Below are 12,092 nucleotides of genomic sequence, written 5' to 3' on the forward strand. Positions count from 1 at the left end.
ATTTGATACGATATTTTTATAAAGGAGCAAAAATGCTCCTTTATAGATTAATTACTGTAGCAACTGAAGAACGCCTTGTGGCTGTTGGTTAGCCTGTGCAAGCATAGACTGTGCAGCCTGAGAAAGGATGTTATTCTTCGTGAAGTTCATCATTTCTTTCGCCATGTCAACGTCTCTCACACGAGATTCAGCAGCAGTTAAATTCTCAGAAGATGTGTTTAAGTTGTTGATTGTGTGCTCTAGACGGTTTTGGTTTGCACCAAGGTTAGAGCGGAAGCTAGAGACCTTGTTGATTGCAGAATCAAGAACATCAATCATAGAAGAAATCTCAGCTGACGTACCTGAACTGATATCTAGTGTCTCAACACCAAGAGCAGTAGCATTCATTGTTTGTAGAGAAACAGTCAATTGCTGTTTGCTGTTCGCACCGATTTGGAAAGTAACTTGTGTTGTAGTACCGTTAAGCAATTCTTTATTATTAAATTCAGTATCAGTAGAAATACGGTTGATTTCATTTCTCAACTCTTTGAATTCATCCTGTAATGCTTTGCGATCTTCGCCAGCAGTGTTCGTATCGTTGGAAGACTGAACTGCAAGTTCACGCATACGCTGTAGGATGGAGTGAGTTTCGTTCAAAGCACCCTCAGCAGTTTGGATTAGAGAAACGCCATCTTGTGCGTTTTTCGCAGCCATATCTAGACCACGGATTTGTCCGCGCATTTTTTCGGAAATAGCCAAACCTGCAGCGTCGTCGCCAGCACGGTTGATTTTAAGACCAGAAGAAAGTTTTTCTAGTGCGCCTTGTGTAGCAGAGTTGTTAGAGCTTAGTTTGTTGTACGTGTTTAGAGCTGAGATATTATGGTTGATTCTCATTTTAAAATTCCTCCTTGAGTGTAAGTACAGCCCACATCCTTGTGGTTTCATTGGTTCGCAGCGGTCGGCCGCCCGTGCTTTCCTTTGCTGTACTATTTATATCGGAGGAAATTAACAGATGTTTAGCTTTTTTCTATATTATTTTTCAAGAAATTGAGTAAATCGACAGATGTTTCGGCTGCTGCACTATTTTCTTGCTCGATAGCCAGGTAAACTTCTTTCCTGTGTATGGCAATCTCCTTCGGCGCCTCTATTCCTAGTTTAATTTGCTCTCCATCTATACTAAGGATTTTCAATTCTATATGGTCTCCAATTTTTACTGATTCTCCTACTTTTCTTGTTAAAACTAGCATATCACGCCCTCGCCTTCTCGGTTTGTAAAGGCGTGCGTGTGGAAAATCTATCATTTAGGATGATTTGCTCTCCAATTAGTGATTCAGCATTAATGACAAGCGGCGCCTGCAAGTTGATTGTACTGTCAATGAAAGGATCCCTCAAAGTCAAAATGGATAAAATCTTCACTTCTTCTGGTTTTGTTATGCCGAGATCTTCTTTCGTTTGCTCACTCAAGTCAAAAGTATAATCCATTTGAAAACGATAAGGACTGGCTACTACAAAAGCAACTACTGCTGTCGTTGTACTTTGCAGAATTTGAAATACTGGATTATCCGGAAAATCAATCAATACAAATGTCTTCTCATCATAGAAACCCGGTAAACCTTTCTCAAAGCGAATTATCTTCTCTTCATTTATAGTCATTTTGCCAAAGTATTTTGTTTCAATTTTCATCATTAAGCTCCTCATATATTTAACTCGAAACCATTGACTCCATAAAACTTCAAGCCCTCAAAATCTACTTTTAGTGATTGGTATTGTTTCATTCCAGTATGTACTTGACCTGGCTGGTAATTGTATTGCGGTTTCTGCGCTGTATTTTTTATCTCTGGCGCGTTGATTTTTACATTGATATCCAACTCGGAGGGTTGATAATCAATCTTGACGGCAAAGTGCGATGGAATCCATCCAATTCCAAACTCTTTTATTTTGCGTTCATATATCCTTTTAGCCTGTGAAACAATTGGATCGCCGCCTTTTTCGATTTTCATCATTTCCTTTCCTTCCTGAACCCGACGAGCTATACCTTCCAAGTAAGATTTTTTTCCATGTTCAGCAAATTCCTCGGTCCGCTTGAAAACTGACTTCAAATCCATATCGTTCCAAGCCTGAGTCTGGTCGATCGTGAGCTTGGATGGTGTAGTATGCATCGTAACTTCCGCTTCTGGTTGACGGATAGTTTGCTCTGCTCCAGGCTGTTGAATGCCAACTGTCGCATCTGTTGTTTGTAGACTTATTTTAGCTTGCTGGGATTGTATTCGTATTTGAGGCAATTGCATATACATAACTCCTCTCTAAACAAAAAGCTCCGCCAGCTGGCAGAGCTCTATCTATTTATCGTAAGAAATCCATCAAAGTCGGTTGAATTATCCGCGCACCTGCTGACATCGCAGCACGATGCACTGCCTCCTGAGATACCATATTCATGATGACTTCTTCCATCTCGGCATCTTCATTATTAGACATCAATTCTGTGGCAGAAAGCTCTTGGTCATCCAATCGAGATGATACAAGATCCATCCGATTCATACGTGCACCTAAATCAGCACGTTCATTAATCAGACTATCGATATTTTCATCAACAGTACCGATGTAACCATCCAAATCTTCATCGGCAGCATCAGAACGTAGTGCAGCAGAGAAATTCTCTAAATCATTGAATAATTTCTCTCCGAACACAGCATCTGCATCCACATTCACCTTTACATCGACGCCCTTGGATAAAGCAAGGTTAACTGGATTCGAGTTAATATTCACCGCCGCACTTCCATCGTTATTAATCGTTACAGGTGCTGTATCGGTGTTAGTTCCGTTGAAAATATATTTACCATTTACTTGGGTGTTAGCAATTGTCGCCAACTGCTCTTTTAACTGGTCGACTTCCTCGGCAATATTCTCCCGCTGTCCTTCTTCATATGTTCCATTGCTGGCTTGAACTGCCAGTTCTCTAATCCTTTGTAGCGCACTTGTGGCATTACCTAAAGCAGAATCAGAGTTATCGATCCAGCTCTGTGCCTCGGAAAGATTCCGCTTGTACTGTTCCACATCACGTACCTCGGTACGATAACTCATACCTTTCGTTGCCACGACGGGATCGTCGGAAGGCTTGGTGATTTTCTTACCGGAAGACAGCTGTTCAGAGTACTTATTCAAGTCGCTGTAGCTGTTGCTCAGATTACGCAGCATACTGTTGGACATCATACTTTGTGTTATGCGCATGTTTTACTTACCTCCCTACTAATCCCATGTTGTTGATGATTTTATCGAGCATTTCGTCGACGGCTGTCATGCTGCGGGCTGCCGCGTTATAAGCATGCTGGAATTTGATCATGTTGGTCATTTCCTCATCAAGTGAGACACTGGAAACAGATTGACGCTGCAAATCAGCTTGGTCAACCAATGAAGTGGAGTTCTTTGTTTGTCGGTTTGCTTCTTGAGCATTTACACCCAATGTTCCGATCATGCCTTCATAAAAGTTCGTGACGGAAGTTCCGTCTGGACCTGCCTTGGGATCCCGCATCGCCTCCGAAAGCGATTTTGCATTCTCACCATTACCTGAAGTGCCATCTTTACTAGCCGCAATCAGCTCTGGGTGACCATCAATATCAGTTGAGAGTTTCAAATTTGCTGCTGCTCCGTACTCATCTCCACCATGATCGAAGAAGTCAATTTCAGAAGGTGTTCCATCTTTATAGTGACCATCCCGCTGAACCGCATTAAGGGCCTCTGCAAAACTAAATGCCATTTGATCAAGTTTCTGCATCATTTCCGGATATGTGCCTTTGACATCCCCACTTTGTATATAGCCATATGAGTCTATTAGACCTTTGAGCTCTCCTTTAGATGTGAAATTCTCAACAGAGATCGGTGTATCTCCGAATGTAATACTTTGGACAACTGACATACCGTTTTCATTCTGTCCATACTGCACGGACATTTCTTTGAATGTCTTCGTATCCGGATCAACCAACACGGTTGCACCCTGTTCATCAACCAATGTGATTCTAGCGATGCCTTGTGCCGCAGTCGGTGCCAGACCACCAGACTCTTCATATTCGACTTTTATATTAAACATTTTAGATAAATTATCTATAAGTACATCTCTTCTATCGTATAAGTCATTTGTCACCATACCATGAGGTTCCATGTCAGCAACTTGCTTGTTCAATTCATTGATTTGGAATAAATAAGAATTGATTAAACTCCTGGAATCTTCGTCGTTATTCGCGATGGTGTCAATTTGAGCCTTTAAATCTACCCTTACTTGGCTAAGGCTGTTCGAAATATAATTAAAAGTCTCCGCTACAGCCTGCCCCTTTTGCAAAGCAACCGAACGTGCTCCCGACTCCTCTGGTGTTGCGGACAAATCCTGAAGCGCACTCCAGAAATCATCCATGACAGCAGACAAGCCTGAATCAGAAGGCTCATTCATGATACCTTCCATTCGGCTCAATGCTTCTGCTTTTGTGTTCCAATAAGAAGCCGTACCAGTTTGCGAACGGTATTGCGCATCCAGGTAGCTGTTGCGGATCCGTTCGATCGATCCCGCCTCGACACCTGTTCCCTGCTGGCCGACGACTTGCGGACGGTTGCGTCCTGCGGCTGGATATGGGGAGATTTGTTCGAAGTTGACACGTTGTCTTGTGTAGCCTTCTGTATTGGCATTGGCTATGTTATTGCTTGTAGTGTATAGCGCCGTTTGCTGCGCAAATAGCGCAGAGCGGGCAATCTCTAATCCTGCGAATGTCGATCCCATGTATTTATCCCCTTTTACCCTGTGTTATGCTTTGGAGTCGAATAGAGCGCGATTCTGCGGCCGCTGCTGATCCTGGTTGGGAGTACCGTAATTCAATGATTGAATGGAGGGAGCAAGCATATCCAGTGAAATCTGCAAAAATTGCATCGACTGCTCCAGCAGCTGCTGATTGAGTGCTTCCTGCTTCTTGAGCTCCGTCACTGCTTCTGTGAGTCCGATTAACTCTTGTTCCAGCTGGTGTGCCATCTGTTGATCCGCGATCTGTTCCAGAAGCTCAGTGACAGTGGACGGCACCGGAAGTCCGGCAGAAGCTGCCCATGATTCTGTTTGCCTGATCCGAAGCTTTTCAAGCTGGGATACAGCTTGCACATGCTTCTTCTCCGCAAGCAGCTGCTTTTGCAGGCTGTCCATGTCATTTGATTTTAAGTGATCCGTTTTGAGGCTGCTGATTTCCACCAGACTCCGATGCAATCTATGCAGTTTTTCAATCGTTTCGAATAAAGCTTGTAAGGCCATGGTTGCTCCTCCTAGGTCTTATGACCAAAAATCCATCATTTTCTTAGCGGTTTTCTCAGCATCGACTTTATATTCGCCATTTTGTACTGCGGCTTTTATCTGTTCCACATGGCTCCTGCGGCTTGCCTGGATTTTGTCGCCTTCTTGGAGGCGTTTCGCTTCCGAGGAAATCTCCAGTTTATCCTGGCGCTGACTTGCCTTCTGCAAATCAGCCTGCTGCTTTAGCTGTTTTGTGTACGGATTGAAACCGGATTGGTTCGGACCTTGAATTTTCATAAGATCTGCACCCCTTTCCAACTTCTTAACACTCTTACAAAGAATATCGGTCAACATCGGGGAAATGTTAAGCGATTTAACGAATTATTTCACAGAACGGTCTGCATTATAATACACACGTTCCTCTTGCATACTCGCTGTTGTACGTTTTTCGTCCAGTTCACGGGCAATATCCAATTCCTTGCGCATTTGATCTTTACAATCCGTGCAGATCTCGCCTTCGGTGATCTGGTTGGAACAGTTGCGGCAAGAATAGGACAGCATCGGGAATTGGCTTGGCAGCAGCCGTTTTTCACGGACGAATTTGATGATCAATGATTCTGGAACTGTTGTTGCTTCGGTGATTTGCTGGATGGTAGCTTGGCGATTCTCACGTTTGCGCAGAAATTGATGTACCATTTGGAAAGAGCGCTCTTCCTCTCGATGACAATTCGGACAAATATCTCGGTAATCTCGTGCGAATACGCTCCCACAGCGGACGCAATTGGCTAGTTCTAACATAGGCTAACGCCCTCCTCCTAGTATAATAGGTACACTAATTTGTGTCCTTGTTAGTATGATTATAGCATGATAATGTGATAAAACCGCTGTTTATACGACATTTGTCATATGGGAAAGTTACCCCCTGATAAGCGTACAGGCAGCCACATAAACGGTACCATTTTCCTTCATCAATCGAGCAGCATGCCGAAGTGTGGTGCCTGTTGTGTATATATCATCAATCAGTACAGCGTATTTTGGGGGTTCTGCCAATAGATAAAAAGGATTATCAGATGTCAGCCTGTGCAAGCGGCTGCGCTTGGATTGCTTTTCTCCATGCTTCCTCCCCAGTACATCTTTCCGTTTTGCTCCTGTAAAATCAGCCAGTACCCCAGCTTGATTGAAGCCTCTCTCTGCCATTCGTTCCGCGCTTAATGGAATAGGCACTGCGACATGCTTGGCATCACGGAAATACGCTTGAAAGAGTTTCTTGAAGTCTGCTTCAAACACTTTCCCCAGCACATAATCCCCGCGGTATTTCCATCTTGCTATATAGTCCTGCATAAATGGCTCATAACCATACAACGATACATTCCTCTTGAGTACAGATCGATAGCTGGATTTTTCCCAATACTGACAATCCGCGCAAGTACCGGAAGCTGTCTGCTTCATACATATTGGACATCCTGATTCCTTCAATCTGTGAAAGGAAGCTTCACAAACAGCACAAAGCAGTGACATGCGTTCAGGCCAAAAAAACGTCGACCAGCTTGGTCTGCTATGATATGTTTCGCCACAGCCTATACAAAACGTCATAATCGCTTTGCCCTTCGATTCATCTCTTGGATGGACTGTACAGCCTTGTCCATTGCATCACTCCTGCCCTCATGAAAGAAGACAACCTCCCCAGTCGGATCGGCAGGACTGCGGCCGGCACGACCAGCAATCTGCACCAACGCAGCCTCATCAAAGACATCATGGCCTGCATCCAGAATCGCAACATCCACAGAAGGAAACGTGACACCACGTTCAAGGATGGTTGTTGTTAATATGATCGCTGTTTCCCGATTGCGAAAAGCCTGCACTTTCTCCTCTCTGTCTTTATCGGCAGCATGGACGGTACTGATAAGTGGTTCAGCTTCGTTTTTCGGCAGAATTTTTTGTGCAAACGGATACAGTGCCCGCTGTGCTTCTGCTTGCAATGTATCAGCCAGTACCACAGTGGGCAAAAATACGAGCAACTGCCTCGTCGGATTTTTCCGTTTATGGAGCCATTTCACGAGTCCTTTCGGAAAATCTCCTTTTTTCAATTGTTTATGCAAACCAAAGCAGATCTTCGCTATCGGTACAGGAAGTGGCTGTCCGTGGAAACGTAACGGAACGAAAACATGCGGGAGCGTTTTGGCGGCAATTTGCTGCTTTTCTTTATGTCGTGGTGTTGCGGTGAGGAAAATGGAAGCACATCTTGGTTTCTTGGCTTTTTCCGAGGCGACATGGAGCAGCTGATCTGCATGATAAGGAAAGGCGTCTATTTCATCAATGATAAGCACATCAAAAGCATGATAGAAACGGAGCAGCTGATGCGTGGTCGCGAGGATCAGTTGACCATCGCCAATCTTATCCGGGCTGCCGCCGTAAAGTGCCTGTACGGTTACTTTCGGAAAAGCATGCTGGAATCGCGGCAGTAATTCCCGGACCACATCCGCGCGCGGCGTCGCAAGGCAAATTCGTTTACCATCTTCCAGCGCAGCAGCTACGCCTTGGAACAGCATCTCGGTCTTTCCTGCTCCGCAGACAGCGTGTACTAGCAGCCGCTCGCTCTGTTTCATCGCTTGCTCGATTGCATCTGCAGCAGCCTGCTGATGGATGGTGAGCTCCCCTTCCCAGGCACATGGCTTGTTATGCCGCGGCCAATCTGCCTCTGGCCCCGACCATTCATAAAAATGTGCACATGCACTTACCCTTCCCATCTGGATACAATTTCGACAATAGAGATGTGCACTGCCACAAATCTGACAAGTAATGAATTGTAAGTGAGGTTGAGTCGCATTGCAACGATTGCAGTGTGAACCGCTTTTTTCTTTACGGATGGCTGAAATTTGTTTGAAGTGATGATGCTGAAGCGCTTGGTCGAGGGTTGTTGTCGGTAGAGGTATTTCATGGCGCAATAGCCGCTTGCCGGCATAGCGTTTTGGGTCAAGTTCCATATATTTGCTCCTTTCCATAAAAAAGGAGAGAATAAAATTCTCCCCCTGTCACTCTTTATACCATGCCAAACCGATGGCGCCTTCTCCTAAATGAGTTCCAATTACCGGACCGAAATAGGAAACATCCACTTCAACATTCGGATATTCGGCTGCCAATTCCTGACGAAGACTTTCAGCTTCTTCCGGTCTGTTGGCATGGATGAAGCATGCTTTCATTTTCGCCCCGCTGGATGCCTGTTCGGCGAATAGTGTTTTGATGCGGCTGATAGCTTTCTTTTTTGTACGGATCTTCTCAAATGGAACGATGATTTTATCCTCGAAATGGAGAACTGGTTTCACCTGAAGCAAACTTCCGATAAGAGCCTGCGCTCCGTTCAGACGTCCTCCCCGCTGCAAATTGGAAAGATCATCTACGATGAAATAAGCATCCATCGTTTCTTTCATTTCATTCAATCGCGTGAGGATCTGTTCTGCAGAAGCGCCCTGTTTCGCCATACGGGCTGCTTCCAATGCATAATAGCCCTGGGCCATACAGCTCAGCTCGGAGTCATACGCATGTACATCGATTCCTTCCACCATATCATCAGCAGCAACCATGCTTTGGTATGTCCCGCTGATTCCGCTGGAAAGATGCACACTGATGACGGCATCATAAGTTTTGCTCAGCTCTTCCAGAAGCTCGATCACTTTTCCAACGACTGGCTGTGATGTTTTCGGCAAGCTTTTCCCTTGCTTGACCTTCTCATAAAAGTCTGAAGCAGTGATATCCACTTCCTCTTCATACGTTGCATCGTCGAAAACGACCTGCAATGGAATCATATATATGTCAAATGCTTCTCGCTGTTCTGGCGTAAGATATGCTGTACTATCTGTCATTACAGCAATATTCATGCTATCGGTCTCCCTTACATTTTTCTGTTTTCTATCTTACCCTATGCTTGTTCTTTTTGCATCAATCAATTAGGAATTTCATCTCATCCAGGGTGATAGGGAGCCACAGATTCCAGGCATATAATGACATTATCTTAGCTTTGCTTCTGCATAAAAACAAAAAAGTCCGGGCTTCATTCCCGGACTTTCCGTTTACAATACTTCGACCCAGCCGTTGCGGATTGCTGTCACAACTGCTTGGGTACGGTCATTAACGTTCATTTTCTGCAAGATATTGCTGACATGGTTTTTGACTGTCTTTTCACTGATATACAGTGCTTCAGCCACACCGCGGTTACTCTTACCATCCGCAAGCAGTTGCAGCACTTCACATTCACGGCGTGTAAGCAAATGCAATGGACGACGATGTTCGCCAATTTTACTGGAAATGGAAGAGTTGCTTTCCTCGGCAAGACGACGGTATTCCTTCACAAGATTATGAGTCACTTTCGGATGCAAATAAGATCCGCCTTCACTGACAACCTTGATGGCATCAATCAAAGAATCTGCATCCATTTCTTTCAGCAAGTAACCTTGTGCACCTGTTTTCAAAGCATGTGTCACGTAGTTTTCATCATCATGGATGGAGAGGATGATGACATTGATATCGGGACGGTGCTTGATCAAGTCCGCTGTCGCTTGTACACCGTTCGTCGTCGGCATATTAATGTCCATAAGGACGACATCAGGATTATACTTTTCAACCAGATCAAGTGCTTCCGATCCGTCATCGCCTTCTGCTACAACCTGAAAAGCCGGTTCGAATTCCAGGATGCGTTTGACGCCCTCTCGAAAAAGCTTATGGTCGTCAATCAATAATATTCCAGTACTCATGTGGTTCGCTCCTCCTACTAGTTCTTGTCGTTATTCATCAATTGCTCATTTTCTCTTTGTCATAGGTAAATATAAGTGCGATAACAAATCCCGACTAAATTAATTCCATTTTACATGCTTCTAATTATAAGCACAATTACCTGAATACCGCCAGTTTTATCCTTCTGTAAGCGGTACCTTGATCAGGACTCGGGTGCCTTTGCCGATTTCAGAATGGAAAGTTATGGAGCCATCGAGCATCTCTACACGTTCGCGCATTCCGATGATCCCGAAGGAGTTTTCCTTCTTCACCGTGACATCGAAACCTTTGCCATCATCGATGATGCTGATCACTACCAAATCCTGCATCACTTCCATGCGGACCTTGATTGTACTCGGTTCCGCATGCTTGACCGCATTTTGGACTGCTTCCTGAGTCAAGCGGAATAAGGCCACTTCATATTTCGGATCCAGCCGTTTTTCAGCCTTCAATGCCGTAAAATCAATATGGATATTATTGAATTCCTCGATATTGGCTAAGTACTTTTTGATGGTTGGCAATAAGCCTAGATCATCCAATGCCATCGGACGGAGATCATAGATGATGCGGCGCACTTCGTAGAGCGAGCTGCGGACCATCTTGCGCATATTTTGGATCTCCAGCAGCGCTTCCTCCGTACTTCTTTCGCGGAAGGTGCGGTCAACCAGTTCGGATCTCAGCAGGATGTTCGCCAGCATCTGCGCCGGACCGTCATGCATTTCCCTGGATAGCCTGCGTCGTTCCTCTTCTTGTGCTTCGATGATTTTCAAGCCGAATTCCTGTTTTTCCTTGGCATCATGAATCAGCTGGGAAACTTGTTTGAAATCATCATTCAAATAATTCAGGACGACACTGATTTTCCCGACAAGGCCTTCCGCTCGCTTCATCTTGAGTTCCAAACCTTGCAAACGGCGCTGAATCTCATCACGACGTTCACGCTGAATCTTTTCCTTCTCACGGGACATTCGCAGTTCAATCTGCAGCTTATGCGTCTGCTCGTACACTTCCCGGATCTGCTCTTCTGAATAGCGATCGAAATCACGGCTTACATCGGACAAGCGCATCTTGGAATAACGGACTTTCTGTTCAAGCTGGTCACCTTCCTTGATCATATCAGCCACTTTCTCTTTCGTGAGCTGCAGATCAGTGAGAAGCTGCTCGTATTCCATCCTCGACTCTTCCCCTATGTAAAAAATCTCATCCTTGCTGTTCTCGACAGCATCCACCATCTCGTTGATGATCCGGTCGAGCGCTTTGTCTTCGATTTTTTTACCCATGTCATTACTCCAATCTTGTATGCTATATCATTCGAATTACCCAACTTCTTTATGGGGTATGCGGGATACTTTTCTATGTAATTCGTCATATTTTCTGCTATCTTTATATAATGAGTGCTCAAGGAGGTAAAATGCAAGATGCTTACAACTTATTTTACCGTAAAAACGGAAGGTTCACACGAAATTGTCATTCAGAAATCCCGTTTTATCGGTCATGTAAAGCGCGTAGAGACAGAAGAAGACGCAATCGCCTTCATCCAGAAAATCAAGAAAGAGCATAAAGACGCCACCCATAACTGCTCCGCCTATATGATCGGCGAACACGACTTGATCCAAAAGGCCAGTGATGATGGAGAACCGAGCGGAACTGCGGGAGTACCAATCCTGGAAGTGTTGAAAAAAAAGGGATTAAAAGATACAGCTGTTGTGGTGACAAGGTATTTTGGCGGCATCAAACTTGGGGCAGGCGGTTTGATTCGGGCTTATTCCGGATCTGCATCCCAATCGATTGATGAAATTGGTGTCGTAAAACGTCAGCTGATGCAGCTGGCAGAAATTCATATCGATTATACATTGCTTGGAAAAGTTGAAAATGAGCTGCGACAATCACCCTACACGCTGCGAACGATTGATTATGCGGACCGTGTTGTACTTCACGTGGCCATGCAATCGGGTAAAGAAGAAGAATTCCAATCATATGTGACGGATATGACAAACGCACAAGCCGAAATCTCCTTTGGCGGTCAAGAATATATAGAAGAAGATGTGTAGAAGTCATTCCACTTCTGCACATCTTCTTTTTTTCGACA

The 12,092-nt window shown here is 44.7% G+C and carries 15 protein-coding genes; 1 reads left to right on the top strand and 14 read right to left on the bottom strand.

Annotated elements, in window-relative coordinates; genetic code table 11:
* Positions 1–51: 51 nt before the first annotated feature.
* The 14 genes from AB1K91_RS03660 to AB1K91_RS03725 all read right to left on the bottom strand — a co-directional run bounded on the left by AB1K91_RS03660 (position 52) and on the right by AB1K91_RS03725 (position 11,283).
* Positions 52–873 carry a flagellin N-terminal helical domain-containing protein gene (locus AB1K91_RS03660; protein ID WP_413088205.1) on the bottom strand — a complete coding sequence of 274 codons (822 nt, stop codon included), beginning with the start codon at positions 871–873 and terminating at the stop codon, positions 52–54.
* 122 nt (positions 874–995) lie between these two features.
* The gene (gene csrA / locus AB1K91_RS03665; RefSeq protein WP_411216879.1) at positions 996–1,226 is read right to left on the bottom strand and encodes a carbon storage regulator CsrA; all 231 of its coding nucleotides are present in this window, start codon (positions 1,224–1,226) and stop codon (positions 996–998) included.
* A 1-nt stretch (position 1,227) separates the two neighbouring features.
* Positions 1,228–1,665 (bottom strand): flagellar assembly protein FliW, encoded by a 438-nt coding sequence (gene fliW / locus AB1K91_RS03670; RefSeq protein WP_413088207.1) that lies wholly within the window; start codon positions 1,663–1,665, stop codon positions 1,228–1,230.
* An 8-nt stretch (positions 1,666–1,673) separates the two neighbouring features.
* Positions 1,674–2,267, bottom strand: a complete 594-nt coding sequence (locus AB1K91_RS03675; RefSeq protein ID WP_413088209.1) for a DUF6470 family protein — start codon at positions 2,265–2,267, stop codon at positions 1,674–1,676.
* A 55-nt stretch (positions 2,268–2,322) separates the two neighbouring features.
* Positions 2,323–3,207, bottom strand: a complete 885-nt coding sequence (gene flgL, locus AB1K91_RS03680) for a flagellar hook-associated protein FlgL (protein ID WP_413088211.1) — start codon at positions 3,205–3,207, stop codon at positions 2,323–2,325.
* Positions 3,208–3,214: 7 nt separating this feature from the next.
* Positions 3,215–4,744, bottom strand: coding sequence for a flagellar hook-associated protein FlgK (gene flgK, locus AB1K91_RS03685; RefSeq protein ID WP_413088213.1), 1,530 nt, complete (start codon positions 4,742–4,744; stop codon positions 3,215–3,217).
* 24 nt (positions 4,745–4,768) lie between these two features.
* Positions 4,769–5,260 (bottom strand): flagellar protein FlgN, encoded by a 492-nt coding sequence (locus AB1K91_RS03690; RefSeq protein ID WP_413088215.1) that lies wholly within the window; start codon positions 5,258–5,260, stop codon positions 4,769–4,771.
* A gap of 18 nt (positions 5,261–5,278) precedes the next feature.
* On the bottom strand, positions 5,279–5,536 hold the full coding sequence (flgM, locus tag AB1K91_RS03695; RefSeq protein ID WP_093725505.1) for a flagellar biosynthesis anti-sigma factor FlgM: 258 nt from the start codon (positions 5,534–5,536) through the stop codon (positions 5,279–5,281).
* 84 nt (positions 5,537–5,620) lie between these two features.
* A complete protein-coding gene (locus tag AB1K91_RS03700) occupies positions 5,621–6,037 on the bottom strand; it encodes a TIGR03826 family flagellar region protein (RefSeq protein ID WP_413088217.1) in 417 nt (138 codons plus the stop codon).
* A 117-nt stretch (positions 6,038–6,154) separates the two neighbouring features.
* Entirely contained in the window at positions 6,155–6,688 is a 534-nt protein-coding gene (locus tag AB1K91_RS03705) for a ComF family protein (protein ID WP_413088219.1), read from the bottom strand.
* Positions 6,689–6,828: 140 nt separating this feature from the next.
* Positions 6,829–8,223 (bottom strand): ATP-dependent helicase ComFA, encoded by a 1,395-nt coding sequence (locus tag AB1K91_RS03710; RefSeq protein ID WP_413088221.1) that lies wholly within the window; start codon positions 8,221–8,223, stop codon positions 6,829–6,831.
* Between the two features lie 48 nt (positions 8,224–8,271).
* Entirely contained in the window at positions 8,272–9,114 is an 843-nt protein-coding gene (locus tag AB1K91_RS03715) for a DegV family protein (protein ID WP_413088223.1), read from the bottom strand.
* 192 nt (positions 9,115–9,306) lie between these two features.
* Entirely contained in the window at positions 9,307–9,987 is a 681-nt protein-coding gene (locus AB1K91_RS03720; protein WP_093725495.1) for a response regulator, read from the bottom strand.
* Between the two features lie 156 nt (positions 9,988–10,143).
* Positions 10,144–11,283, bottom strand: coding sequence for a sensor histidine kinase (locus tag AB1K91_RS03725; RefSeq protein ID WP_413088224.1), 1,140 nt, complete (start codon positions 11,281–11,283; stop codon positions 10,144–10,146).
* 138 nt (positions 11,284–11,421) lie between these two features.
* Here AB1K91_RS03725 and AB1K91_RS03730 point away from each other — a divergent pair, with 138 nt between their 5' ends.
* Positions 11,422–12,054, top strand: a complete 633-nt coding sequence (locus AB1K91_RS03730) for a YigZ family protein (RefSeq protein WP_413088225.1) — start codon at positions 11,422–11,424, stop codon at positions 12,052–12,054.
* Positions 12,055–12,092 lie beyond the last annotated feature (38 nt).

The sequence above is a fragment of the Terribacillus jepli genome (assembly GCF_047228925.1).
In the GTDB taxonomy this organism is placed as follows: Bacteria; Bacillota; Bacilli; order Bacillales; family Amphibacillaceae; genus Terribacillus.